The sequence below is a fragment of the Aliiroseovarius sp. PrR006 genome (genome assembly GCF_010500215.1).
Lineage (GTDB): Bacteria > Pseudomonadota > Alphaproteobacteria > Rhodobacterales > Rhodobacteraceae > Aliiroseovarius.
In genome coordinates this window covers 895,942-921,417 of sequence record NZ_JAAGOY010000004.1, presented here as the reverse complement: position 1 = coordinate 921,417, position 25,476 = coordinate 895,942, and the positions used below count along the sequence as shown (strand labels likewise).

Sequence of the window (25,476 nt, the reverse complement as noted above, 5' to 3'; positions counted from 1 at the left end):
TCAGTCTGGGCGGGTCAGAATGAACGCGGCTCCGGCCCCCATCAGCACGACTTGCGCCAGCACCACCCACCACGGGGCACCCAGTATCAGTGAAATGGCAAGCACCAGCGCCATCATGCTAGTGGCGAGCGTTTTGGCCCGCCGCGAGATCGCGCCACGCTCTTCCCAATCGCGAATGGCGGGGCCGAAATGGGCGTGATCAATCAGCCAAGCCCGCGCGCGGGGGCTGCTGTTGCCAAAGGCAAAGGCCGCGACCAGCAGGAATGGTGTGGTGGGCAGAACCGGCAGAATGACTCCGAGCAGGCCAAGCGCGACGGCGCACCAGCCAAGCGTGAGATAGAAATACTTGCCCATGATCTGCGCCCATGTTGCTGCCCCGACAGTCTCAGACGCCAGAGGGGGATTGTCCAGATGGTGCCTTAAAGCGCCACACCTTCCGGCGGATCAGCGGGCGCGGGGTTGCTGAGGGGCGTCTCGCCCAAGCCTTCGGCGGCCATCGCCGCCTGCATCGCGGGGCGGGATTCGATCCGCTTGGCAAGGGTTTGCAGGCGCGGCCAGTTCTCAAGTGCGAACCACGGCTCGTTGCGCAAATACAGCGCAAACCAGCGCAGGGGTGTAGCAACGTAGTAGTCCAGCGCGGTCGGCGCCTCGCCCCCAAACCACGCATGTCCTTCGCCTAAAAGCGCCTCGTAGCGATCCAAATGCCCTTGCAGACGTTTGGCCACGATGCGGCGGTGGTCTTCCACCGATCCGGTTGTGAAGCGTTCGGCATAGAAATGTTGACGCAAATCCATCTGCAATCCGTTCGAGGCCACCATCATCCATGACAGAAATGCACCGCGATCGGGGCTGTTTGCAGTAGGGGCCAGCTGACCGGCGCGATCCACCAGCCACAACAGAATGGCCGCGGTTTCAAAGATCACGCCATGCGGGGTCTCAAGCGCGGGGATCGTTCCCATCGGATTGACCTTCAGATAGGCCGGGCTTTGCTGCGCATTGCTGCCGCGGTCCACCAGAACGGTTTCATAGGGCTCGCCCAGTTCCTCCAGCACAAGCCGGATGATCAGGGATGCGTTGTCGGGGGCGTAGTGAAGTCTCAACATGGCGCGACACAATCAAATCCACAGCAAAGTGACCAGAAAAAAGATGCCGGTTTGGCTCGATACTCGCCAACGCGGGGTCCGCGCCGTATAAACTGCGCAACAGTTGTTTGGTTTGAGGGATTCGTTGTAATGACCGCAGAACTTTCACCTATCGACACGGCAAAAAGCATTGCGGCGAAATACGCTGTTCAGTTCGTTGAAGATGGGATGAGCATCGGGCTGGGGACCGGGTCGACTTCGGCGTGGATGGTCAAATACCTTGGCGAACGCGTTCGCGAGGAGGGGCTGAATATCGTCGGCGTGCCGACCAGCCGTCGCACCGCTGCCCTTGCGCAAGAGGCCGGACTGCGGGTTGCCACTTTGGACGACGTGAAGTGGCTGGACATCACCATCGACGGGACCGACGAATATGATGCCGAGCTTACCCTGATCAAAGGTGGCGGCGGGGCATTGCTGCACGAAAAGATCGTCGCCTCGGCGTCGGATCGTATGATCGTGATTGCCGATCACTCGAAATCCGTCGCCCATCTTGGCGCATTCCCCCTGCCGATCGAGGTCGTGCCTTTCGGGCTGCAAACCACCCGCGCCACCGTCGAGGCGATGCTGGACGGGATGGACGTTCTGGGCTGGGAATCCGTGATGCGGATGATCGACGATGAACCTTTTATGACCGATCAGGGCAACCATATCATCGATCTGCATCTGAAACGGATAGGCGACCCGCGCCACCTTGCGCTTGCGTTGAACCAGGTTCCGGGTGTGGTCGAGAACGGGCTGTTCATCGACATTTGCGACATGGTGATCTGCGGTCATGGCGATGGGCGGATTGAAGTGACCGATCTGACCGACGGCACCCTGACTGAGGTGCAGGTCGAAACCGGGCAGGAAGCAAACATGTTTGCGGATATCTGATTGGGATCAAACGCGGAAACGTGATCAATGTGACAATTCTGGGGGTGGAAAGCCGCGTGCCAAGCTCCTAGCTTTCAGCGGATGCAAACCCCGATGTGATGCGCACCCGACCGGGTGGGATGTGAAAGGCAATGGATATGAGCGGATTTGACTATGACCTCTTTGTAATCGGCGGCGGCTCGGGCGGCGTGCGCGCTGGTCGCGTGGCAGCCGAAGGCGGCGCGAAAGTGGCGCTGGCGGAAGAGTTCCGGATGGGCGGCACCTGTGTCATCCGCGGCTGTGTACCGAAAAAACTGATGGTCTTTGCCTCGCAGCACGGGCCCGCGTCCGCTGATGCACGCGCCTATGGCTGGAAGGGTAACGAACGCGGGACGTTCGACTGGAAAAACACATTCCGTCCTGCGTTGCATGCTGAACTTGAGCGCCTCGAAGGGATCTATAACCGCAACCTCGGCAACTCGGGTGCCGACATCTACAACGCTCGTGCGGTTGTGAAAGACGCACACACGGTCGAGCTGTCGACGGGCGAGAGCTTTACCGCCAAGCACATTCTTGTGGCGACTGGTGGACGACCCTTCATTCCCGACACACCGGGTGCGGCCGAGCTGGGCATTACCTCGAACGAAGTGTTCAATCTGGAAGACTTCCCCCCGCGGATCCTGATCGTCGGTGGTGGCTATATTGCGACCGAGTTTGCCTGCATCTTCAACGGCTTGGGTAGCCAAGTCGCCCAATGGTACCGCGGCGCGCAGATCCTGCGTGGCTTTGACGACGAAGTGCGCGGCTTCTTGGCCGAGCACATCCGCGAGCGTGGTGTTGACCTGCATGTGGGTCTTGAAGTCGAGCGCATGGAAGAGCGTGACGGCGCCATCTGGGTCAAGGGCACCGATGGCCGTGAAGAGGTCTTTGATCAAGTGCTCTTCGCTACCGGACGCGTGCCAAACACCGACGAGCTTGGCCTTGAAGAGACTGGCGTGAAACTTGGCCGGGGAGGCGAAGTTGTCGTTGATGACTACAGCCAGACCTCAGTCCCGTCGATCTATGCGGTGGGTGATGTCACCAACCGGATCACGCTGACCCCAGTCGCCATTCGCGAGGGTATGGCGTTCGTCGAAACTGTCTTCAACGGCAATCCGACCAAGCCAGACCACGAAAACGTGGCCTCGGCCGTGTTCACCCAGCCCGAGTACGGCGCTGTCGGTATGTCCGAGGAAGACGCCCGCGTCCAAGAAAAGATCGACGTTTACTGCGCCGCTTTCCGCCCCATGCAGAAAAGCTTTATCGGCTCGAACGAGCGTGTGCTGTTCAAGCTGATCGTCAGCCAAGAGACCCAGAAAGTGCTGGGCGTGCATATCGTCGGAGACGGTGCGGGTGAGATGATCCAGCTGGCTGCTGTGGCCGTGAAAATGGGCGCGACCAAGGCCGATTTCGACCGCACCGTGGCCGTTCACCCAACCATGTCTGAAGAAATCGTGCTGATGAAGTCGCCCACCCGCAGCGACTAAGATCAGGCCAATTTGAAAGATACAAAGTTTGGGGGATCGCTTCACATTGCACCGAGCGTTTTCCCCAAACTTCACCCCTCTGATGACGTCGGAATGCAGGCCCTTTGAAACCGCCTACCAGTTGGTCATCACAACAGTGGCGGACAGCCGAAACTGTTCGCTAAGGTCTGGATTCTCTTGCAGCCAGGCTTTGTAATACGCGTATCCTTCGACGCTGATCTCTACGCGCTCTTCGGTCGTCATTTGATCGTAGGCTTCAAGAGACAGTGTGGGATGTAGCGCCACTTTGACCCGTTCGAAATTAGAAGAGCAAAAAAGTGCTGCATCCATATTCAGCGGCCCTTCCTGTGCCGATGCGTTACATAAAAAATGGACCATTAACAAACTTATGAGTTCAATCTGCATAGCTTAACTCCTTAAATTAAAGTGCTACGCTGCTCGATTTTCCTCAAAACAAAGACATACAAATAATGGGGCATTGTAGCACAGCTCAGATTGCCCCCGGTAGATGAGCAAAGGGATTGGTCGCTCCAGCATTGCTGTGCGCACCAAAACCCCACTTTTTCTGCTGATATGCCTGCTTGGCTTGCGAAGTGGCACAGGAAACGACGAAAACCGGGGCAACCTTTGGTGTGGTCTCTTGAAAATCCGCCTGTAAAAGGCCAGTTATGACCGCGAAACCCTGTTTTTAAGACGGAAGGAATTGGACCAGATGGCCAGCGATAATGGCGGTCCTTGGGGCGGCGGTGGAAACCGTGGCGGCTCCGATGGACGTCCCCCCTCGAATGATGGTGGCAACCGCGGAGGCAACAACCGCCCCGGTGGTGACAACCCCCAGATCCCGGAAATTGACGAGCTGATGAAAAAAGGCCAAGAGCAACTGCGTGTGCTCATGGGTGGCCGAGGTGACAGTCGTAAGGGTGGCGGTCGCGGTGGTCAAGGCGCGGGCGGTCCTAGCATCGGGCGCGGCTCGATCCTGCTGATTGCGCTTGTCGCGGCAGCCGTTTGGGTCTTTGCCAGCTTCTATCGTGTGGACACGTCCGAACAATCGGTCGAGCTGCTGTTCGGCGAACGGTACGGCGTCGGGCAAGAGGGTCTGAACTTTGCCCCGTGGCCCATCGTGACCAAGGAAATCTATCCGGTTACGCGCGAGAACGTCATCAACATTGGTGATGGTACGTCGGAAGGTCTGATGCTGACGGGTGACGAAAACATCGTCGATATCGACTTCCAGGTCGTGTGGAATATCTCGGACATTGAGAAATTCGTGTTCAATCTGGCGGCGCCTGAAAACACCATTCAGGCTGTGTCGGAATCGGCCATGCGCGAGATTATTGCGCGGTCGCGTTTGGCACCGATCCTGACATCGGATCGTGGCGTGATTGCCCAAGAGCTGGAAGAGCTGATTCAGTCGACGCTGGATGGGTATCAGTCAGGCGTGAACATCGTTCGTGTGAACTTTGACCGTGCCGACCCGCCCGCTGAAGTTATCGACAGCTTCCGTGAAGTTCAGGCCGCGGAACAGACCCGCGACACACTGCAGAAGCAGGCGGATGCCTATGCCAACCGCGTTGTTGCCGCTGCCCGTGGTGAAGCCGCTCAGTTGGTGGAGCAGGCCGAAGGGTATCGTGCACAGGTCGTGAACGAAGCCGAAGGTGAAGCTGCGCGCTTCCTTGCCGTGTTCGAAGAATACCAGAAAGCGCAGGATATCACGCGGAAGCGTCTGTATTTGGAGACATTGGAAAAAGTCATGTCCAGCGTCGACAAGGTTATTCTGGATGAAGCCATCAGTGGCGACAGCGGCGTCGTGCCGTATCTGCCCCTGAACGAGCTGAACAAATCGCAATCCAACAGCGGAGGGTCGAACTGATGAAACGTACTCAAATCGCTCTTTTTGTCCTGTTCGCTCTGGTCGTTGGTGCGTTGCAGGCGGTCTACATTATTGATGAACGGCAGACCGCTTTGCGTCTGTGGTTCGGCGAGGTGACCGCCGAGATCCGCGAGCCAGGTCTGAACTTCAAAGTTCCGTTCCTGCACGAAATCGTCAAATACGATGACCGGATCTTGCCGCTGGACACGCGAAAGCTGGAAGTTACCCCGGCCGATGGTCGCCGCCTTGAGGTCGACGCGTTCGCCCGCTGGCGTATCGCGGATGCCAAGCAGTTCCGCCGTGCGGTGGGTGCAAGCTCGATCGCGGGCGCGGCACCACGGCTTGAGCGGATCCTGAACGCGGAACTGCGTGAGGTTCTGGGTAAAGTAAACTCGGGCGCTGTTCTGTCAGCTGACCGTGTGGTCCTGATGAACCAGATCCGTGACCAAGCGCGTGTGCAAGCGCTGTCGCTTGGCGTTGATATCGTTGACGTGCGCATTAAGCGCGCCGATCTGCCCAAGCAAAACCTTGAAGCGACCTTCGAACGGATGCGCGCCGAACGTCAGCGTCTGGCAGCAGACGAGATCGCTCGTGGTAACGAAGCCGCTCAGCGTCTTCGTGCGACTGCAGATCGTACTGTGGTGGAAACCGTATCCGAGGCCCGCAAGAACGCTCAGATCGTTCGTGGTGAGGCTGACGCACGCCGGACCGCCATTCTGGCCGAAGCGTTGGGCCGTGACGCCGAGTTCTTCACCTTCCTGCGCTCGCTGGAAGCTTACGAAAACTCGCTGACCACCGGCAATTCGTCGCTGGTAATCTCACCGGATAGCGAGTTCTTCGACTATCTGGGGTCGGAGCAAGGACGGCAATGAGCCTTCTGATACTAGGTATCGGGCTTGTGCTCGTGATCGAGGGGCTGGTGTTCGCACTGGCCCCTTCACGTCTGGATGATCTGGTCGCCATGATGGCCGCCATGTCGCGCGACCAACGGCGGATGATTGGGCTGGTCGCCTTGGCGCTTGGCGTGCTTCTGGTCTGGTTGTCGGGTGTGGGGGCGTAAAGCCGCCTAACTGCTCACGCTGTGTTACGCATGTTCACATACCGGTGAGGTCGCCACCCAAACTTTGCGTTGCGCTTTTCGGCTCCTATCTAGAGACTATCATTTAAACGGATGTCTCATCCGATAGTTATCAAAAAGGAGAGTAGTGTGAGAGCGCAGGCATACGCCCTTAGGCAGGTGCAGACAGAGTATTATCGGGGGTTTGTGGCCCTGATCCTTGCGGTCGCCACATTGTTGGCAACATCCCTACGCGCAGATGCACGCGGTGCGCCAGAAAGCTTTGCCGATTTGGCCGAGCAGGTCAGCCCTGCAGTTGTGAACATCACGACCTCGACGATCGTGGCAGGGCGCGAAGGTGGCCCGCAGCCAATGATCCCGGAAGGTAGCCCCTTTGAAGAGTTCTTCCGCGACTTCCTTGATCGCAACCAGCAAGGGCCGAACGGTGGCGAACCTCAGCAGCGTCAGCGTCGCAGCCAGGCGCTGGGCTCGGGTTTCGTGATCTCTGAAGATGGGTTCATTGTCACCAACAACCACGTGATTGAAGGTGCGGATGAAATCCTGATCGAGTTCTTTGATCGCGAAGAGCAGCTTGAAGCCAAAGTGGTTGGCACCGACCCGAACACCGATATTGCACTTCTGAAAGTCGAAAGCGACGAGCCGTTATCCTATGTCAGTTTCGGTGACAGCGACATCATGCGCGTTGGCGATTGGGTGATGGCTGTTGGCAACCCGCTGGGGCAGGGCTTCTCGGTCTCGGCCGGGATCGTGTCGCAGCGCAACCGCGAGCTGTCGGGCAGCTATGACGATTACATTCAGACCGACGCGGCGATTAACCGAGGCAACTCGGGTGGGCCGTTGTTCAACATGGATGGTCAGGTGATTGGTGTGAACACCGCGATCCTCAGCCCCAATGGTGGCTCAATCGGGATCGGCTTTGCCATGTCCTCGGCTGTGGTGGATCGCGTGGTAGGCCAGTTGAAGGAATTCGGCGAAACTCGCCGCGGATGGCTGGGTGTGCGCATTCAGGACATCACCGACGACATTGCCGAAGCGCTGGGTTTGGAAAGCACCGATGGCGCGCTGGTGACCGATGTGCCGGATGGTCCTGCAAAGGATGCAGGCATTCAGGTCAATGACGTGATCCTGAGCTTTGACGGTGTTGATGTCACGGATTCAGGCGCACTGGTGCGCATCGTCGGCAACGCCCCGGTCGGCAAGGCCGTGCGCGTGATGATCCTGCGGGACGGGAAAACCGAAACCATCAAGGTAACATTGGGCCGTCGCGAAGATGCCGTTGCTGCCTCGAACCAAACTGGCGAAGAACCGTCCGCTCCGGCTGAGCCAAGCAAGCTTCTGGGTATGTCGCTGGCACCGTTGGATGACAGCACCCGCGAGGCACTGGGCTTGAACCCCGGTGAAGAGGGTCTGGCCGTTCTGGACATCGATGAAGACACCGAGGCGTTCGAGAAGGGCATCCGTGCAGGTGACGTAATCTCGGAGGCTGGTCAGCAGCCCGTTGCCTCGATCGAGGATCTGGAAGCCAGCCTGCAAGTCGCGCGTGATGGCGGCCGCAAATCGGTCCTGCTTCTGGTGCGCCGTGATGGCAATCCGCGCTTTGTTGCGTTGTCGCTGGAAGAGTAAATCGAAAAGATATTTCCCGCCGGATTCGTTCTGGCGGGCAAAACAAAACCCGCGCTAGACCAGCGCGGGTTTCATTTGTGTTCACCCCTGAACCTTGGACGGTCAGTGCAAACATATTCGCGAGTGGCGAGGTCTTAGATTGCGTCGATGTCGGCGCGGCACAGCCCGATATCTTCAAGCTCGCGATCCGTCAGTTTCGACAGTGCGTTGCGGGTCTCGCGAGCGTCATTCCAGGCGACCACAGCGGCAACAATACCGCGCATGGCGTCGGACAGACGGCCCCCGAAGACACCGCCAGTTACGGGAGTCATCGTTTCGAAAGCAGCCATTTTCGTGTCCTTCACAAAAAGAGGTTGGGCGAGCTGAATTGCTCTGAAACGCCATCTAGGACCGAAAAACCGTTGCCACAAGAACGGTTTTTGCATGTCACTTATGCGTTTTGTGCAACGGGTCGTTTTCAGGATTTGCGAGGTCGAAATTGGTCGGAAAATGGCAAAAACCGTACGGCTAGCGATGCTGTCCCCCAGAATTTTTATTCGCATTTTATCAAGTCTGAACTAGGAGGTGGCTCGAAAGGCCGCCTGACGCAAATCTCGCTGGTCAATGTTCTTGTTTCGTGCTACCTCTGGGGCGCAACGAAAAGCGCCGAAAAGGCCACGAAACAGCAGAGCAGGGCAGGATATGCGCATCATTGGCATCGATCCGGGACTTCGAAACATGGGGTGGGGGGTTGTGGACACCGCAGGGACGCGGCTGTCGCATGTCGCCAATGGCGTCTGCATGTCCCGCACGGGTGATTTGGCGTCTCGGCTTTTGTCTTTGCATGAACAGCTGACTGACGTCGTGGCGCGGTTCCAACCGGACACGGCGGCGGTCGAACAGACGTTCGTGAACAAAGACGCGGTCGGTACACTGAAGCTGGGGCAGGCACGCGGGATCGCGCTGTTGGTTCCGGCGCAGGCGGGGCTGAGCATTGGTGAATACGCCCCCAACGCGGTGAAAAAGGCCGTGGTGGGTGTCGGCCACGCGGACAAGCAACAGGTGGATCACATGGTGCGGATGCAATTGCCGGGGGTGCAGATCACCGGGCCCGACGCGGCGGACGCGCTGGCCATCGCCATCTGCCATTCCTTCCATGCACAAAACGCAGGACGGCTTGAGGCCGCAGTGAAAAGGGCAACAGCATGATCGGACGGATCGCAGGACGCATTGACTATCGCGCGGATGATCACGTGCTGATCGACGTGAAGGGCGTGGGGTACTTGGTCTATGTTTCGGACCGGACCATGTCAGCGCTGCCTGCCACGGGCGAGGCCGTGGCGCTCTATACCGATCTTTTAGTGCGCGAAGATAATTTGCAGCTCTTCGGATTCACCTCTCTGGTCGAGAAAGAATGGCACCGTCTTCTGATGAGCGTGCAGGGCGTGGGGGCGAAAGCCTCGATGGCTATTCTGGGCACTCTGGGGGCGGATGGCGTCAGCCGGGCGATTGCCCTGGGCGATTGGAATGCGGTGAAAGCGGCCAAAGGAATTGGTCCCAAGACCGGGCAGCGCGTTGTGAACGAACTAAAAGACAAGGCTGCCAGCGTAATGGCATTGGCGGGGGCAGGGGGCTCGGTTGGGGCAGGCTCAGGCGCTGCCGCGCCTGAGCCTGATCTCGATGACACGGTCATCGAGACATCCGCTGTTGCGGGAGCGACAGCTGTGCCCACCGCGCCAAGCACGGACCCTGCCGCGCAGGCCGAGGCGCTTTCGGCCTTGACCAATCTGGGCTACGCGCCCGGTGAGGCTGCGTCGGCTGTCGCGCAAGCCTTGGGGGATGACCCCGCGCTGAACACCGCGGGGCTGATCCGCGCGGCTCTGAAACGGCTTGCGCCCAAAGGCTAGGAGTTGAAGGATTAACCTATGTCGACTTCGGACCCATCTTTTAGCCCGGACCCCACCCTGCGCCCTGCGCCTACGCCGGAAGAGCGCGTGGAAGTGGATCGTGCCCTGCGCCCGCAAGCGCTGGGTGATTTTATAGGTCAGGCCGAGGCCCGCGCCAATCTGCGCGTCTTCATCGAAAGCGCCCGCCGCCGGAATGAGGCAATGGATCATGTGTTGTTCCATGGCCCCCCCGGTCTGGGGAAAACCACGCTGGCACAGATCATGGCACGCGAGCTTGGGGTGAACTTCCGCATGACTTCGGGGCCTGTGCTGGCCAAGGCGGGTGATCTGGCGGCGATCCTGACCAATCTGGAAGCCAATGACGTCTTGTTCATTGACGAGATCCACCGCCTGAATCCTGTCGTCGAAGAAGTGCTCTATCCCGCGATGGAGGATTTCGAACTGGATCTGGTCATCGGCGAAGGCCCCGCCGCGCGCACTGTGCGAATCGAGCTGCAGCCCTTTACCTTGGTCGGCGCGACCACACGTCTGGGTCTACTGACGACGCCTTTGCGGGATCGTTTCGGTATCCCAACGCGGCTGCAGTTCTACACGGTGGACGAGCTGCACGAGATCGTCTCGCGCAATGCCATCAAACTGGGTGCACCCGCAGACCAAGACGGGGCGCGCGAGATTGCAAAACGCGCCCGTGGGACGCCGCGCATTGCGGGCCGTCTGCTACGCCGTGTCGTGGACTTTGCCGTGGTCGAAGGTGACGGACGCATTACGCGCGACATTGCTGACAATGCGCTGACCCGATTGGGCGTCGATAATCTGGGTCTTGATGGCGCGGACCGACGTTATATGGGGTTAATGGCGGAACATTATGGCGGTGGTCCCGTAGGCATCGAAACACTGTCTGCCGCGCTGTCGGAAAGCCGCGATGCGCTGGAAGAGGTGATCGAACCCTATTTGCTACAACAGGGCCTGATCCAACGCACTCCACGTGGTCGGATGCTGGGGGAACGCGCTTGGCGACATTTGGGGCTTGAGGCTCCGAAACCCGAGCGTAAATCCCAAGGCCAATTGTTCGAGGGTTAAGTCTTGCAACGGGACGCTGGCTGCGCGACACACAGCGCCAAGCAAGGAGACCACCCATGACCGACGCCCCTCAGATGCCCCCCATGATGTCACCCGAAGACGTTACGGCACATTTCACCCGCACGGATGGCAGCTTTACCTTTGCGCGCTGGGGGCGCCCGATCGTACCTGTGGTCTTCGGGGTTGAGGAAGAAACGCTTGAGGTGGTCAAGGGCGCGATCGAAGCGGTCGTCGTACTGGCGGGCCACAAGATGGCCGAGACCGATCCCGAGCTGGGCGCCAACTTGATGGTGTTCTTCTTCCGCGATTGGGACGAACTTTTGGACGTTCCGAAACTGGGCGAGATGATCCCGGATCTTGAGCCTCTTGTTCCGCGACTGAAAGCCGCCGGAGCCAGCCAGTACCGCGCCTTCCGGTTCGATAATGACGGCGCCATTCAGGCCTGTTTTACTTTCGTGTGCATGTCGGGCGAGATGGCCGAGCAACCCGCCGAAAGCATCGCGCTGGCGCAGGCCGTGCAAGCGGTCGTCCTGTGGGGCGAAGGCGCGTTCGGCTCGAAAAGCCCGCTGGCCTTGCTGCCTGACGGGCAAACCATTCTGCGTCCTGAAATCGCCGCCCTGATCAAAGCGGCCTATGATCCGATCTTGCCGCCATGCGCCGATGATCCTTCGCACGCGCTACGCCTGTTTGCGCGCATGCAGGTCGCTGTGCCGGAGGGCGAAACACAACATTGATGCGCAGCTTCCTCGCCCTTCCTTTGCCTGACGAGCTTGCGGATCAGGTGGAGCGCTTTGCCGCGCGGCTTAAAGTTGGGCGACCGCAACCCATCGAAAACCTGCATGTCACGTTGGCCTTTCTGGGAGATCAGTCCCACGACGCGCTGCAAGACGTGCATGAAGCTTTGGAGGTCACCTCGCTTCCCGCGATCAACGCTGAATTCTCGGGGCTCGAACCATTGGGAGGAAAGGTTCCCTCGGTGTTGGGGCTGATGGTGTTGGGAGTTGATGGGTTGCAAAAGCAAGTCCTGTCTTGTGTGCGTCAAGCCGGGATCACGCTGCCGCATCGTCGGTTTAAGGCCCATGTGACATTGGCGCGGTTGCCGCGCAAACCCTTGCCCGAGGACATGACCGCATTGGGACACGTGTTGCAGACCCACGGCGCGGTTCGTTTTCCAGATACTCAGCTGGACACCCTATCGCTGTACCGCTCGGAACTGCATCCAGACGGCGCGCGATACGAGGTCTTGGCGGATTATCCCCTGACGTCCTAGAGTGGATAAAAATCACGAGGCTCCAATGCATCATTTCCCCATCCGCGTTTACTATGAAGACACCGACATGGCCGGGATTGTCTATTACGCCAACTATTTGCGTTACATCGAACGGGCGCGCTCGGATTGGGTGCGCGAGATCGGAATTGATCAGAACGCGATGCGCGAAGAGGGGCTGGTTTTCGCGGTGCGCCGGGTCGAGGCAGACTATATCGCGCCAGCGAAATTTGACGATGAGTTACAGGTTGAAACATCTGTTGAGCAGGTGACCGCCGCGCGTCTGGTGTTGGCGCAGGTGGTCAAACGCGGCGAACAGCCTTTGTTTCAGGCGGTTGTGACCATCGTCTGCGTCGCGGATACGGGGGCTCCTGTCCGTCTTCCGGCAAATATTCGCCGGTTGGTGCATTGAATTTGCAGCATTTCCTGCCGATGACTCAGTTTTGATAGCCATCTGCCTTTCCATAAGTTAATCTTCGTGCAGAAAAGCAGCCCAAAGAGGCGGCGGTACAGAGGCAGAGTTATGGAAACGGAAGCGCTTTCGGCAGCGGCGGAGATTGATTTCTCCTTCTTGGGCCTATTCCTACGTGCAACTTTTACAGTGAAGCTTGTGATGCTTCTGCTGATTGTTGCGTCGGTCTGGTCATGGGCCATCATCATCACAAAATTCATGGCGTTTCGGCAGTCCCGTGCCGAGGCAGACGTGTTCGACCGCAAGTTCTGGTCGGGCGAACCGCTGGACGAGCTGTTCGACCAGATCGGACCCAGCCCCTCGGGATCGGCGGAAAAGGTTTTTGCTGCGGGGATGCTGGAATGGCGCCGCTCGCACCGGGCCGATGGCGGGTTAATTGCCAATGCGCAGTCGCGGATTGATCGCTCGATGGACGTGGCGATTGCCAAGGAAGGCGAAGATCTGAACAAGGGGCTAAGCTTTCTGGCCACGGTCGCCTCGACCGCGCCGTTTGTCGGCCTGTTCGGCACCGTCTGGGGCATCATGAATGCCTTTATCGAGATCGCGCAGCAACAGAACACCAACCTGGCCGTTGTGGCCCCCGGCATTGCCGAGGCGCTGTTGGCGACCGGTCTGGGCCTTCTGGCCGCGATCCCGGCAGCTGTCTTTTACAACAAGCTGAGCGTGGACAGCGACAACATCCTCTCAGGCTACGAGGCCTTCGCGGACGAATTCGCCACCATCCTCAGCCGTCAGTTGGACAGTTGAGATGGGCGCGAATGTGCAAGCCAGCGGGGGTGCCGACCGGCGCGCCCGTCGTGGGCGCCGTCGTGGCAAGCATCGCCGGGTGATGGCCGAAATCAACGTGACGCCCTTCGTGGACGTCATGCTGGTGCTTCTGATCATCTTCATGGTGGCCGCGCCCTTGTCGGTGGTCGGCGTGCCGGTCGAGCTATCACAAACGGCGGCTAAATCTTTAGAGGCACCCGAGGAAGAACCGCTGGCCATTACGATCAATGCCGATGGTCAGGTCTTCCTGCAAACCACGGAAATCTCGCGCGACGATCTGATCCCGCGTCTGCGTGCCATTGCAGCCGAACGTGTGGACGACAAGATTTTCCTGCGGATCGACGGTCAGGTCGAATGGGACACCACGGCCCAGATCATGGGCGCGTTGAATGCGGCGGGCTTCTCTAAGATCGGGTTCGTGACCGAAGGCGGTGGCCCGACGCTGACTGGGCAGGGGAACTGAGGCAGGGATGCGCAAGGGGCTGTATATCTCGACAGCCGCTCATGGGGTTCTGATCCTGTGGGTGCTTTTCGGCGGGGTCTTCAAGTGGGACCGCGACGATGAGCTTGTGCCAGTGTCCGATGTTTCATTTATCTCAGAGGATGAATTTGCCGCGCTGAGTGCCCCGAAAGGCGAGGCCAATGCGCCCGAGGAAAGCCCGGCGCCCGCCCCGCGCCCCGAACCCGAGCCTGAACCAGAGCCTCAGCCTGTGCCGGAGCCTGAGCCTACCCCGGAACCAGAACCCGAGCCTGAACCGGAACCCGAGCCGGTGCCAGTTGAAGAACCCGCAGACGTCACCGAAGTCGCACCGCCCGAAGCCGCACCTCGTGTGGCCCCAGAAGCCGCACCGGAACCCGAAACCCCGGTGGAGGAAGCCCCCGAGGCAGTCGAGGCTGTGACGCCCGAGCCCACCCCCGAGGCGGCCCCTGTGCCGGAAGAGGTCACACCAGCCGCCCCGCCCGAGGCTACGACTGAAATTGTGACCGAGGCCGAAGAACCAGCAGATGAACCCTCTGCTGCACCCGCGACCTCGCAACGACCAAAATCGCGCCCGAACCGCCCGCGTCCGCAGGTGGCACAACCGGAAACGCCCGCTGAAACGCCTCCCGCTGATGCAAACACCGTGGCGAATGCTGTTGCCAACGAGGTGGCGGGCGGTACGCAAGACACCCCCGCGCAGGATATCCCGTTAGGTCCGCCGTTGACGCGCGGTGAAAAAGACGGGTTGCGCGTGGCCGTCAGTCAGTGCTGGAACCTTGGATCCTCGTCGACGGATGCTCTGTCCACGACCGTTGTCGTCATGGTCACGATGAGCCGAGAAGGCAAACCCGAGGGGATCACACTGGACAGCTGGGACGGCCCGAACCAAGCCGCTGCGAACACCGCGTTCCAAGCCGCCCGCCGCGCCATCATCCGCTGCGGCGCCCGTGGGTTCGACCTGCCTGCCGAGAAATACGGCCAGTGGCGCGAGATCGAAATGACCTTCAACCCCGACAAGATGAGGATCAAGTGATGGGTCCGGAACACAGAGGGGAGAGGTCATGAACCGTTCAAATCACATGATCCCACTTGAGGTCTGCGTAGATACGTTCGACGGCGCGCGTGCTGCGCAAGAGGGCGGCGCGGATCGGATCGAACTGTGCTCGGCACTGTCCGAAGGCGGGCTAACCCCCTCTGTTGGACTGATGCGGCAGGCGGCAACGCTGTCCATCCCTGTTTTTGCCATGATCCGACCGCGTTCGGGCCTGTTCCATTTCTCGGATGCAGATGAAGCGATTATGTTGGCGGATATTCAGGCCGCAAAAGAGGCTGGGTTGGAGGGCGTCGTTCTGGGCGCGCAGCAAAGCGATCACCGGCTCGACGTGGCACGTTTGAGGCGTCTTCTGGCTGCTGCCGATGGAATGGGCAGCACGTTGCATCGCGTGATCGATGTGGTGCCAGACCCGCTCGAGGCACTGGACACAGCTATCCAGCTTGGGTTCGACCGGGTGTTGACCTCGGGCGTAGCACCCGAAGCGCCAGACGGGGCTGCGATGTTGCGCAGTATGGTGGCGCGGGCTGACGGTCGGATTTCGGTGATGGCGGGGTGTGGGCTGACCCACCAGAACGTTGCCACTTTGGTGCGCGACACCGGAGTCGCCGAAGTTCATGCCTCTTGTGCTGAAAAGATCGCAGACGAGCGGATTTTCTCTGATTTTTCCCCTGCCGGTGGCCGGGCCACAACCTCTAAGCATATGGTGCAACTGATGAAGGGAGCGTTGGAACAATGACACGCATATCGAAACGCATGGGTTTCCAGCTTAGTAAAGTGACTTGCCTTCTGGCAGCATGTGCCGCGTTCATGGCAGGGCACGTGACGATGGCGTCCGCCCAATCCAATGGTCCCCTGCGGATCGAGATTACCGACGGCGTCATCGAGCCCTTGCCCTTCGCCATTCCGGATTTCGTCGCCGAAGACGGTGGCGCCTCGGATTTTGCACGCTCGATCTCGCGCGTGATCGCTGCAGATCTGGCCAGCACCGGGCTGTTTCGTGAAATTCCGCAGGATGCGTTCATTTCGGGCGTTTCCAACTTCGCCAGCCCCGTGGCCTATGCCGATTGGAAGGCGATCAACGCGCAAGCCTTGATCACCGGGGCGGTCAGCAGCTCGGGCGACAGCATCAACGTGAAATTCCGCGTGTTCGACGTGTTCTCGGGCCAACCGCTGGGCGAGGGCCTGCAGTTCTCGGGCGGGGCGGCGGGATGGCGTCGCATGGCGCACAAGGTCGCTGACATTGTCTATAGCCGCGTCACCGGCGAAAGTGGCTATTTCGACAGCCGCGTAGTGTTCGTGGCTGAAAGTGGCCCGAAGAATGCCCGTCGCAAGCGTCTGGCGATCATGGATTATGACGGCGCAAATGTGCAGTACCTGACCGACAGCTCGGCGCTGGTACTGGCGCCGCGTTTCTCGCCGCAAGGGGATCGGGTGCTTTATACCAGCTATGAAACCGGCTTCCCGCAGGTCTACGTGCTGGATGTGGCCACCGTTGGTCGTCGCGTGCTGTCCAGCCAAGAGGGAACCATGACCTTCGCGCCGCGCTTTTCGCCGGATGGCCGCACCGTTGTGTATTCGCTGTCAGCAGGCGGCAACACCGACCTTTACACGATGGACATTGCCAGCGGACAGGCTCGTCGTCTGACCCAAGCGCCGTCGATCGAGACCGCGCCCAGCTTTTCGCCGGATGGATCAAAGATTGTCTTTGAAAGCGATCGATCAGGCAGCCAGCAGCTCTACGTGATGCCCGCAACGGGTGGCGAGGCGACGCGGATCAGCTTTGGTCAAGGGCGCTATGGCACCCCCGTTTGGTCGCCGCGCGGCGATCTGATTGCGTTTACCAAGCAGAATGCAGGCCGCTTCCATATTGGTGTGATGCGGACCGATGGGTCGGAAGAACGTCTTTTGACAGCATCCTTCCTGGATGAAGGCCCAACCTGGTCGCCCAACGGCCGCGTCATCATGTTTACCCGCGAAAGTCAGGGTGAGACGGGTGAGGCATCGCTTTATTCCGTGGACATCACGGGCCGCAACTTGCGCCGGGTTCTGACCGAAGGGGCCGCATCTGACCCCGCGTGGTCGCCGTTGTTGAACTAAACCAAAACGGGCGTAGAACGCGCTTTGTTTTCAAACCGCCGGTGAAATGCTAGACTTCCGGCAAGAAACTGAAAGAGCATGCCCGCAAAGGGCAAAATGATACAGGAATGACCATGAAACATATTGCGATGACTGCGCTGTTCGTGGGCGCATTGGCCGTGTCGGCCTGTTCGAACGACCGCTTTGGAAATGGCCGCTTTGGCGGTGGTTCCGGCGATTTCGTGGCAGGCAGCCCGTCCGACCCGCGTTCGCCCGCCTATTTCAACCAGACCATCGGGGACCGCGTGCTGTTTGCCGTGGACCAATCGACGCTAAGCCCGGAAGGCGTTCAGGTGCTGACCCAGCAGGCCACGTGGCTGATGGAAAATACCAGCTATACCGCCGTGATCGAAGGTCACGCGGACGAGCAGGGCACCCGTGAATACAACCTTGCACTGGGTGCGCGCCGTGCCTCGGCCGTGCAGAACTTCCTAATTGATCGCGGTGTTGCACCGAACCGTTTGCAGACCGTCAGCTATGGTAAAGAACGCCCGCTTGAGGTCTGCTCGGACGAGCTGTGTTATTCCAAGAACCGCCGCGCCGTGACCGTGCTGGCCGCGGGTGCATTTACCAGCTAATCCAACTGAACTGAGAGGGATTAAGATATGGTGGCAAGATCCTTGAAAGCTTTGTTGCTGGGTGCCGTTCTGGTGGGTGCGCCCATCTTGGCGTCGGCGCAGGACCGGGCACAATCGCTGGCGGATATTCGACAGGAACTGACTGTGCTTTTTGTCGAGATCCAGAAGCTGAAGACCGAGTTGTCGACCACTGGAAGCGCCAACGTGACCACTGGCGTGGGCAGCCTGTCTCAGCGTATGGCGGCCATCGAAGGAGAGCTGTCGCGTCTGACCTCGAAGACCGAACAGCTGGAGTTTCGCATCAACTCGATCGTGAAAGATGGCACCAACCGCATCGGCGATCTGGAATTCCGTTTGGTCGAGCTTGAAGGCGGCGATATCTCAAAGCTGGGGGAAACCTCGACCCTTGGGGGCGGCGCGGTACCGGAAGGTCCGGTGACGGCGCCCACAACGTCTACTTCCCCAGCGACCGAGCTTGCCGTGGGCGAGCAGCAGGATTTTGACGCTGCAGGTGGGGCGTTGGAAGCGGGTGAGTTCGCCCAAGCTGCGACCCTATACACGCAGTTCATTGAGAACTATCCGGGTAGCCCGCTGACCTCGGAAGCGCATTTCCAGCGTGGCGAGGCCCTGACCGGATCGGGCGATATCAAGAACGCAGCCCGTGCGTATCTGAACGCGTTTTCCGGCGCGCCAAACAGCGACCGTGCACCTGATGCGCTGTATCGTTTGGGCTTTTCTCTGGGCGAACTTGGGCAGGTGAACGAAGCCTGTGCAACGCTGGCTGAAGTGGGCAAGCGGTTCCCCGGGGCCCCTGCCGTGGCCGACGCGCAAGCCGCGCGTCAGGCGCTGAGCTGTCCGTGACGCCCGAACACACATTTGAAATTGCCTTGGACCGGGCCCGCCAGCGCGGGCCCGTTTCGCGTCTTGGACTGGCGGTGTCGGGCGGCAGCGACAGCATGGCGCTGCTTGTTTTAGCGCAGGATTGGGCAAAGGGCGTCGGGGCTGACCTCCGGGTGGCCACAGTGGATCATGGGCTGCGCCCCGAGGCCGCGAATGAGGCAGCGTGGGTCAAGGCCCGCTGTGCCGCGCTTGGTGTGGCCCATGACACTTTGACGTGGACGGACGCGCCCAGTGGCAATGTCCAAAGCGCTGCGCGCGCTGCGCGTTACAATCTGCTGGCCAAGTGGGCGCGGGATTTGGAGCTAGACGCCGTGGCCGTGGCCCATACCGCCGATGATCAGGCCGAAACTTTCGTGATGCGTCTGGCGCGTGGCTCGGGTGTAGACGGGCTGTCTGCGATGCAAGACGATTGGCAGGCGCAGGGCATGCGCTGGCTGCGCCCTGTTTTGGCGGTGGGTCGTCAGGACTTGCGGCAAGTACTGAAGCAGCGCGGGATGGAGTGGATCGACGATCCCTCAAACGTGGACACGCGGTTTGAACGTGTTCGGGTACGCGCTGCGATGAAGGATCTGGCCCAACTTGGTTTGAATCGCGACCGGCTGGTCAGCACGGCCCATCGCATGGCCGAGGCGCGCAACGCTCTAACTCAGGCTGCAATTGACGCTGCTGAAATCAGTGCAGTTGTGGCGCTGGGGGACGTCCTGTTTGACGCCGCCACCTACGAGGCGCTTCCGATCGAGACCCGACACCGCTTGCTGACAGCTGCTATCCGTTTTGTCTCAGGGGCAACCTACCGCCCGCGTTATGACGCGCTGAAAGCGGTCGAAACGCAGGTGCTAGAGGGACAGCGTCGAACCTTGTCTGGCTGCACTTTGGACCTGAAAGCCGGGAAAATTGTGATTGGGCGCGAGCTAAATATCCTTTTGCCTGAAACGTCTCAGCCCGGCGAAGTTTGGGATGGTCGCTGGATCCTGACAGGGCCCGCGAACACACAGGTTCGGGCCTTGGCGAATGCCATTTCCGATTGTCCTGATTGGCGCACAACCGGCCAACCCCGTGATCGTTTGATGACCACACCTGCACTGTTCGACGGAGATCAACTAATGGCTGCGCCAGCAGCTGGTTTTCTGTGCGAAGGCGTTACTCTGGCTGGGCCAGGCAAAGCTGATTTCCTAAAGGCGATTTTATCGCATTGAACCTCGGCCAATCATCCCTATTTTAAGAACACGGCGTTACGCTTCCTGCTTGGCGCCCTGTCGCTATGGCATCTAAAGGAGATCCCTCTTGGGCAACGCGAGAAATTTCGCCTTCTGGATAGTGCTCTTTGTGCTCATCCTGGCCTTGTTCAACCTGTTTTCGAACGGTCAGTCTGGGCTTGCATCGTCTCAGGCAACTTATTCGGAGTTTATCGCCGCCGTTGAGGGCGACAATGTGAAGTCCGTCACGATCGATGGCGAACAGCTGGTCTATCAGGCCGCGGACGGCAAGATCTATCAAACGATCGTGCCGCGTGATGCGGCCGTGACTGAACTCTTGATCGCGGAAGGCGTCGAAGTGACCGCCGAACCGCAGCAGCAATCGGGGTTCATGAGTATTATTACACTGCTTCTGCCTGTGGCTCTGCTGATCGGCTTTTGGTTCTTTATGATGAACCGGATGCAAGGTCGCGGGGGCGGCGGCGCGATGGGCTTTGGTAAATCGAAAGCCAAGATGCTGACCGAGCGTGAAGGCCGTGTGACCTTTGACGATGTTGCCGGTATCGACGAAGCCAAGGAAGAGCTGGAAGAGATCGTGGAATTCCTGCGCAACCCGCAGAAATTCAGCCGCCTTGGTGGTCAGATCCCCAAAGGCGCGCTGCTGGTGGGCCCTCCGGGTACCGGTAAGACGCTTCTGGCCCGTGCCATTGCAGGCGAGGCTGGTGTGCCCTTTTTCACCATTTCGGGCTCCGACTTTGTTGAGATGTTCGTCGGTGTGGGTGCGTCGCGTGTCCGTGACATGTTCGAACAAGCCAAGAAGAACGCGCCGTGTATCGTTTTCATCGACGAGATCGACGCCGTAGGCCGGTCGCGTGGTGCTGGCTATGGTGGCGGCAATGACGAACGCGAACAGACGCTCAACCAGCTTCTGGTCGAGATGGATGGCTTTGAGGCCAATGAAGGCGTGATCATTCTGGCCGCGACCAACCGTCGTGACGTGCTGGACCCGGCTTTGCTGCGTCCCGGTCGTTTCGACCGTCAGGTCACCGTGCCGAATCCCGACATCAAAGGTCGCGAGAAAATTCTGGGCGTCCACGCCCGCAAAGTGCCGCTGGGCCCCGATGCTGACATGCGCATCATCGCGCGTGGTACGCCGGGCTTCTCGGGTGCTGATCTGGCGAACCTTGTGAACGAGGCCGCGTTGATGGCTGCCCGTGTGGGGCGCCGTTTCGTGACCATGGAAGATTTCGAGAACGCGAAAGACAAGGTCATGATGGGCGCCGAGCGTCGGTCCATGGTGCTGACGGACGACCAGAAGGAAAAGACTGCCTATCACGAGGCTGGTCACGCCGTGGTCGGCCTGAAACTGCCGCAATGTGATCCGGTCTATAAGGCGACCATTATTCCCCGCGGTGGTGCGTTGGGTATGGTTGTATCTTTGCCCGAGATTGACCGCCTGAACTGGCACAAGTCGGAATGTGAAGAAAAGCTGGCCATGACCATGGCGGGCAAGGCTGCTGAAATCATCAAATATGGCGAAGAAAACGTCTCGAACGGTCCGGCTGGGGATATCCAGCAGGCGTCCGGTCTGGCGCGCGCCATGGTGATGCGCTGGGGTATGTCCGACAAGGTCGGCAATATCGACTATGCCGAAGCGCATGAAGGCTATCAGGGCAACACGGCTGGCTTCTCGGTCTCGGCGCATACGAAAGAGCTGATCGAGGGGGAGGTGAAAGGCTTCATCCAGAACGGCTATGAGACTGCGTTCAAACTCCTGAAAGAGTACGAACAAGAATGGGAAAATCTGGCGCAGGGACTGTTGGAATACGAAACCCTGACCGGTGCGGAAATCGAACGTGTGATGAAGGGCGAACCGCCCCATGCATCCGATGATGACGACACGCCGGACGAAGGCAACGCCCCGTCGGTCGCGGCCATCCCGAAAACCAAGCCGCGCAAGAAAGCGCCTGACGATGGTGGGATGGAACCGGAACCCACCGCATAAAATGATAGAACCCCAGAGCGACGCTCTGGGGTTTTTCTTTCAGAGCGACACAAGCTGTGAATTGCTGTTCGTCGCGCAACCGGGCAGGGTGCTGGAAACGAAAAGGAGCGCCCATGCCCGCCTTGATCCCCACTGACTACATCGCAACAATCACGTGGCTTGGGGTCACGTCCGATCGCGACAGCACCATGCGCAGCGAAGCGCGTGACGCGGTCGACGTGACGTATGATGGATTTGTTGGGGAAGTCCGATCCGGCCTGATGCGGGCGTCCTGTCCCCGCGTGACAAACCAATACCCACAGGGGACGGAAATTCGCAACTCGCGCCAGATCTCGGTACTGTCAGCCGAGGAACTGGCCGAAGTGGCTACAGCGTTAGTGTTGGACGTGTTAGACCCTGCATGGCTTGGCGCGTCGATGATCATCGAGGGGATCCCCGATTTCACACATGTCCCGCCATCCGCGCGCCTTCTGTCGGAAAACGGCACCTGCCTTGTGATCGACATGGAAAATCGCCCCTGCAACATTACCGGGCGCGAGGTCGAGCGCGCCATGCCCGGGCATGGTATCGGTTACAAGCAAGCAGCGCGCGGAAAGCGGGGTGTCACGGCCTGGGTTGAACACGCCGGAGCCTTGAAAATTGGGGATCAGATGCGACTCTTCGTGCCGGATCAACCGGCTTGGAAGCCAGCGCAAGGCTGACCGTAACAAATGCAAAGATCTTCGTGCTGTTTCGGAACCTTCGTTGCGGATCAGAAACGTTGCGTCAATGATCCGACGAAATCGGCGGCAAACATGTCGGATTTCAGCCTGTGAGTCGGTTTTAGGATCGTTATGCAGAGGTAGATATTTGGCTGCAGCGCTAACAGGGATGCAGCTGCCTTGAACATGCTCTCGTTTCTGAAGGATCTGCCATGAGCTATAAATCTGACATCGAAATCGCCCGCGAAGCCAAAAAACGCCCGATTCAGGAAATCGGCGACAAGCTGGGCATTCCGACCGAGCACCTGCTGCCCTATGGCCACGACAAAGCCAAAGTCAGCCAGGATTTCATCAACTCGGTCCAGTCCAAAGAGGACGGCAAGCTGATCCTTGTGACCGCGATCAACCCGACCCCGGCCGGTGAAGGTAAGACCACCACAACCGTTGGTCTGGGCGACGGCCTGAACCGCATCGGCAAGAACGCCATGGTTTGTATCCGCGAAGCATCGCTGGGTCCGAACTTTGGTATGAAGGGTGGTGCTGCTGGTGGCGGTTACGCTCAGGTTGTTCCGATGGAAGAGATGAACCTGCACTTCACCGGTGACTTCCACGCCATCACCTCGGCACACTCGCTGCTGTCGGCCATGATCGACAACCACATCTACTGGGGCAACGAGCTGGAAATCGACGAGCGTCGTGTGGCTTGGCGCCGCGTGGTCGACATGAACGACCGTGCTCTGCGTGACATCGTGTGTTCGCTGGGCGGCGTTGCCAACGGCTTCCCGCGTCAGACGGGTTATGACATCACTGTGGCCTCGGAAGTCATGGCGATCCTGTGTCTGGCCAACGATCTGCAAGACCTGCAGAAACGTCTGGGCGACATCATTGTGGCCTACACCCGCGAGCGCAAAGCCATCTATGCCCGCGACATCGGTGCGGACGGCGCAATGACCGTTCTGCTGAAGGACGCCATGCAGCCGAACCTGGTGCAGACGCTGGAAAACAACCCGGCCTTCGTACACGGCGGCCCGTTCGCCAACATCGCACACGGCTGTAACTCGGTCATCGCAACCAAAACCGCGCTGAAACTGGCCGACTATGTTGTCACCGAAGCGGGCTTTGGTGCTGACCTTGGCGCCGAGAAGTTCATGAACATCAAGTGCCGCAAGGCTGGTCTGGCCCCCTCGGTGGTCGTACTGGTTGCCACTGTGCGCGCGATGAAGATGAACGGCGGTGTTGCCAAAGCCGATCTGGGCGACGAGAACGTCGACGCCGTAAACGCCGGTTGCGACAACCTTGGTCGTCACATCGAGAACCTGAAGGGTTTTGGTGTGCCGGTTGTGGTCGCTATCAACCATTTCGTCAACGACACCGACGCCGAGGTCGCTGCAGTGAAAGACTATGTTGACGGTCACGGTGCCGAAGCTATCGTTTCGCGTCACTGGGAACTGGGCTCGGAAGGCTCGGCTGATCTGGCCACCCGCGTGGCTGAAATCGCCGACGCTGACGTGGCTGCTTTCGCCCCCATCTACCCGGACGAAATGCCGCTGTTCGAAAAGATCGAGACCATCGCCAAGCGCATCTACCGCGCTGACGAAGTTCTGGCCGACGCCAAAGTGCGCAACCAGCTGCGTGACTGGGAAGAAGCGGGCTATGGCGATCTGCCGGTCTGCATGGCGAAGACCCAGTACTCGTTCTCGACCGACCCGTCGCTGCGCGGTGCACCCACCGGCCACTCGGTTCCGGTGCGTGAGGTTCGCCTGTCGGCTGGTGCTGGCTTCATCGTTGTCGTCTGCGGCGACATCATGACCATGCCGGGCCTGCCGCGCAAACCTGCGGCTCTGTCCATCGGCCTGAACGCCGAAGGCGAAATCGAAGGCCTGTTCTAAGCAGGATCACGAAGGGCGGGGATACCCCGCCCTTCACGTTTAAGACCCCTTAAAAACCCGCAAAGAAGGAATGGGCCATGATTGGCAATACTGCCACTCTGATCGACGGCAAGGCCATTGCCGCTGATATGCGCAAAGATGTGGCCGCACGCGCAGCCGAGCTGTCTGATAAGGGCTGGTCGCCCAAGCTGGTGTCGTTGTCCGTCGGTGACGTCGCCGCAGCCGAGCTTTACGTCCGCAATCAGCAGAAATCGGCGGAAAGCGCTGGGGTCGAGTTCGAGGCGCGCAATTATCCTGCCGAAACCTCGCTTGAGCAGCTGACGGGTATCATCCAAGGCCTGAACGCCGACCCGCGTGTGAACGGGATCATCATTCAGCGCCCACTGCCGGACCATATCCCGGTTAAAACCCTGCAAAAGCTGGTCCACCCGCTGAAGGATGTGGAGGGCATGCACCCCGCGTCCATCGGGAATATCGTCTACAACGATCTGGCGCTTGGCCCCTGTACCGCTGTGGCCGCTGTTGAAATCCTGAAAACACTGCCGCTGGATATGGAAGGGCTGAACGTCACTGTCATTGGCCACTCCGAGATTGTCGGCAAGCCCATCGCCTTCCTTCTGATGGGGCTGGGCGCGACAGTCACCGTGTGTCACCACATGACCCGCTCGGTTGCGATGCACTCGCGCGCTGCGGATGCCGTGTTCGTCGCCGTGGGTAAGCCCGGTCTGGTGACCGGCGAGATGTTGAAACCCGGCTGTGCGGTGATCGACATTGGCATCAATCGCGTCGACGGCAAGACTGTGGGCGACGCGGATTTCGAAAGCTGCAGCCAAGTTGCCGGCTGGATCACCCCGGTTCCCGGCGGTGTTGGCCCCGTGACGGTTGCGACCCTGATGTCCAACGCGGTATTGGCAACGGAAATGCAGATGAATCACTATCGTGACGCCTATGCGCGTTCCGAGTTTGACTGAC

At 59.5% G+C, this 25,476-nt stretch carries 28 protein-coding genes; 24 read left to right on the top strand and 4 right to left on the bottom strand.

The window, feature by feature from the left end; translation table 11 throughout:
• The gene (locus G0Q00_RS04540) at positions 1 to 354 is read right to left on the bottom strand and encodes a YbaN family protein (RefSeq protein ID WP_163036790.1); all 354 of its coding nucleotides are present in this window, start codon (positions 352 to 354) and stop codon (positions 1 to 3) included.
• Between the two features lie 65 nt (positions 355 to 419).
• Positions 420 to 1,103, bottom strand: coding sequence for a glutathione S-transferase family protein (locus G0Q00_RS04535; RefSeq protein WP_163036788.1), 684 nt, complete (start codon positions 1,101 to 1,103; stop codon positions 420 to 422).
• Between the two features lie 129 nt (positions 1,104 to 1,232).
• Between G0Q00_RS04535 and rpiA the strand changes: the two genes are divergently transcribed.
• Complete coding sequence (gene rpiA / locus G0Q00_RS04530) at positions 1,233 to 2,015, top strand: ribose-5-phosphate isomerase RpiA (protein ID WP_163036786.1); 783 nt, start codon at positions 1,233 to 1,235, stop codon at positions 2,013 to 2,015.
• A 137-nt stretch (positions 2,016 to 2,152) separates the two neighbouring features.
• Positions 2,153 to 3,520, top strand: a complete 1,368-nt coding sequence (gor, locus tag G0Q00_RS04525) for a glutathione-disulfide reductase (RefSeq protein ID WP_163036784.1) — start codon at positions 2,153 to 2,155, stop codon at positions 3,518 to 3,520.
• Positions 3,521 to 3,634: 114 nt separating this feature from the next.
• Here gor and G0Q00_RS04520 read toward each other — a convergent pair whose 3' ends face one another.
• Positions 3,635 to 3,925, bottom strand: coding sequence for a hypothetical protein (locus tag G0Q00_RS04520; RefSeq protein WP_163036781.1), 291 nt, complete (start codon positions 3,923 to 3,925; stop codon positions 3,635 to 3,637).
• A gap of 307 nt (positions 3,926 to 4,232) precedes the next feature.
• On the opposite strand from G0Q00_RS04520, the gene hflK reads away from it, so the two are divergent.
• The 4 genes from hflK (at position 4,233) to G0Q00_RS04500 (ending at position 8,091) form a co-directional block, all read left to right on the top strand.
• On the top strand, positions 4,233 to 5,390 hold the full coding sequence (gene hflK / locus G0Q00_RS04515; protein WP_163036779.1) for an FtsH protease activity modulator HflK: 1,158 nt from the start codon (positions 4,233 to 4,235) through the stop codon (positions 5,388 to 5,390).
• Complete coding sequence (hflC, locus tag G0Q00_RS04510; protein ID WP_163036777.1) at positions 5,390 to 6,262, top strand: protease modulator HflC; 873 nt, start codon at positions 5,390 to 5,392, stop codon at positions 6,260 to 6,262. The genes hflK and hflC overlap by 1 nt, the downstream gene beginning before the upstream one ends.
• On the top strand, positions 6,259 to 6,450 hold the full coding sequence (locus tag G0Q00_RS04505; protein WP_163036775.1) for a DUF2065 family protein: 192 nt from the start codon (positions 6,259 to 6,261) through the stop codon (positions 6,448 to 6,450). The genes hflC and G0Q00_RS04505 overlap by 4 nt, the downstream gene beginning before the upstream one ends.
• 111 nt (positions 6,451 to 6,561) lie before the next feature.
• A complete protein-coding gene (locus tag G0Q00_RS04500; protein ID WP_163036773.1) occupies positions 6,562 to 8,091 on the top strand; it encodes a DegQ family serine endoprotease in 1,530 nt (509 codons plus the stop codon).
• A gap of 134 nt (positions 8,092 to 8,225) precedes the next feature.
• On the opposite strand, the gene G0Q00_RS04495 is transcribed toward G0Q00_RS04500, so the two are convergent.
• Positions 8,226 to 8,420, bottom strand: a complete 195-nt coding sequence (locus G0Q00_RS04495) for a DUF1127 domain-containing protein (RefSeq protein WP_163036771.1) — start codon at positions 8,418 to 8,420, stop codon at positions 8,226 to 8,228.
• A 352-nt stretch (positions 8,421 to 8,772) separates the two neighbouring features.
• Here G0Q00_RS04495 and ruvC point away from each other — a divergent pair, with 352 nt between their 5' ends.
• The 18 genes from ruvC to G0Q00_RS04405 all read left to right on the top strand — a co-directional run bounded on the left by ruvC (position 8,773) and on the right by G0Q00_RS04405 (position 25,475).
• Positions 8,773 to 9,279, top strand: coding sequence for a crossover junction endodeoxyribonuclease RuvC (ruvC, locus tag G0Q00_RS04490; RefSeq protein WP_163036769.1), 507 nt, complete (start codon positions 8,773 to 8,775; stop codon positions 9,277 to 9,279).
• Positions 9,276 to 9,977 carry a Holliday junction branch migration protein RuvA gene (gene ruvA, locus G0Q00_RS04485; protein WP_163036767.1) on the top strand — a complete coding sequence of 234 codons (702 nt, stop codon included), beginning with the start codon at positions 9,276 to 9,278 and terminating at the stop codon, positions 9,975 to 9,977. The genes ruvC and ruvA overlap by 4 nt, the downstream gene beginning before the upstream one ends.
• A gap of 18 nt (positions 9,978 to 9,995) precedes the next feature.
• Positions 9,996 to 11,057: a Holliday junction branch migration DNA helicase RuvB gene (ruvB, locus tag G0Q00_RS04480; protein WP_163036765.1), complete on the top strand. Its 1,062-nt coding sequence runs from the start codon at positions 9,996 to 9,998 to the stop codon at positions 11,055 to 11,057.
• 56 nt (positions 11,058 to 11,113) lie between these two features.
• The gene (locus tag G0Q00_RS04475; protein ID WP_370458533.1) at positions 11,114 to 11,791 is read left to right on the top strand and encodes a hypothetical protein; all 678 of its coding nucleotides are present in this window, start codon (positions 11,114 to 11,116) and stop codon (positions 11,789 to 11,791) included.
• Entirely contained in the window at positions 11,791 to 12,327 is a 537-nt protein-coding gene (gene thpR, locus G0Q00_RS04470; protein WP_163036764.1) for an RNA 2',3'-cyclic phosphodiesterase, read from the top strand. Before G0Q00_RS04475 ends, thpR begins: the two co-directional genes overlap by 1 nt.
• 25 nt (positions 12,328 to 12,352) lie before the next feature.
• Positions 12,353 to 12,736 carry a tol-pal system-associated acyl-CoA thioesterase gene (ybgC, locus tag G0Q00_RS04465; RefSeq protein WP_163036762.1) on the top strand — a complete coding sequence of 128 codons (384 nt, stop codon included), beginning with the start codon at positions 12,353 to 12,355 and terminating at the stop codon, positions 12,734 to 12,736.
• Positions 12,737 to 12,847: 111 nt separating this feature from the next.
• Positions 12,848 to 13,543, top strand: a complete 696-nt coding sequence (gene tolQ, locus G0Q00_RS04460) for a protein TolQ (RefSeq protein WP_163036760.1) — start codon at positions 12,848 to 12,850, stop codon at positions 13,541 to 13,543.
• A gap of 1 nt (position 13,544) precedes the next feature.
• Complete coding sequence (locus G0Q00_RS04455; RefSeq protein ID WP_108855929.1) at positions 13,545 to 14,027, top strand: ExbD/TolR family protein; 483 nt, start codon at positions 13,545 to 13,547, stop codon at positions 14,025 to 14,027.
• A gap of 7 nt (positions 14,028 to 14,034) precedes the next feature.
• Positions 14,035 to 15,078, top strand: coding sequence for a hypothetical protein (locus G0Q00_RS04450; RefSeq protein ID WP_163036758.1), 1,044 nt, complete (start codon positions 14,035 to 14,037; stop codon positions 15,076 to 15,078).
• A 28-nt stretch (positions 15,079 to 15,106) separates the two neighbouring features.
• Positions 15,107 to 15,835, top strand: a complete 729-nt coding sequence (locus G0Q00_RS04445; RefSeq protein ID WP_239058319.1) for a copper homeostasis protein CutC — start codon at positions 15,107 to 15,109, stop codon at positions 15,833 to 15,835.
• Positions 15,836 to 15,906: 71 nt separating this feature from the next.
• A complete protein-coding gene (gene tolB / locus G0Q00_RS04440) occupies positions 15,907 to 17,196 on the top strand; it encodes a Tol-Pal system beta propeller repeat protein TolB (protein ID WP_370458556.1) in 1,290 nt (429 codons plus the stop codon).
• Positions 17,197 to 17,309: 113 nt separating this feature from the next.
• Positions 17,310 to 17,813 carry a peptidoglycan-associated lipoprotein Pal gene (pal, locus tag G0Q00_RS04435; protein ID WP_163036756.1) on the top strand — a complete coding sequence of 168 codons (504 nt, stop codon included), beginning with the start codon at positions 17,310 to 17,312 and terminating at the stop codon, positions 17,811 to 17,813.
• A 27-nt stretch (positions 17,814 to 17,840) separates the two neighbouring features.
• Positions 17,841 to 18,674, top strand: coding sequence for a tol-pal system protein YbgF (gene ybgF, locus G0Q00_RS04430; RefSeq protein ID WP_163036754.1), 834 nt, complete (start codon positions 17,841 to 17,843; stop codon positions 18,672 to 18,674).
• Positions 18,671 to 19,909 carry a tRNA lysidine(34) synthetase TilS gene (gene tilS, locus G0Q00_RS04425; protein ID WP_163036752.1) on the top strand — a complete coding sequence of 413 codons (1,239 nt, stop codon included), beginning with the start codon at positions 18,671 to 18,673 and terminating at the stop codon, positions 19,907 to 19,909. The genes ybgF and tilS overlap by 4 nt, the downstream gene beginning before the upstream one ends.
• A gap of 88 nt (positions 19,910 to 19,997) precedes the next feature.
• The gene (ftsH, locus tag G0Q00_RS04420; RefSeq protein WP_163036750.1) at positions 19,998 to 21,914 is read left to right on the top strand and encodes an ATP-dependent zinc metalloprotease FtsH; all 1,917 of its coding nucleotides are present in this window, start codon (positions 19,998 to 20,000) and stop codon (positions 21,912 to 21,914) included.
• A gap of 113 nt (positions 21,915 to 22,027) precedes the next feature.
• Positions 22,028 to 22,615, top strand: coding sequence for an MOSC domain-containing protein (locus G0Q00_RS04415; RefSeq protein ID WP_163036748.1), 588 nt, complete (start codon positions 22,028 to 22,030; stop codon positions 22,613 to 22,615).
• Between the two features lie 212 nt (positions 22,616 to 22,827).
• A complete protein-coding gene (locus G0Q00_RS04410) occupies positions 22,828 to 24,504 on the top strand; it encodes a formate--tetrahydrofolate ligase (RefSeq protein WP_163036747.1) in 1,677 nt (558 codons plus the stop codon).
• Positions 24,505 to 24,581: 77 nt separating this feature from the next.
• Positions 24,582 to 25,475, top strand: coding sequence for a bifunctional 5,10-methylenetetrahydrofolate dehydrogenase/5,10-methenyltetrahydrofolate cyclohydrolase (locus tag G0Q00_RS04405; protein WP_163036745.1), 894 nt, complete (start codon positions 24,582 to 24,584; stop codon positions 25,473 to 25,475).
• The last annotated feature ends 1 nt before the right edge of the window (position 25,476 follow it).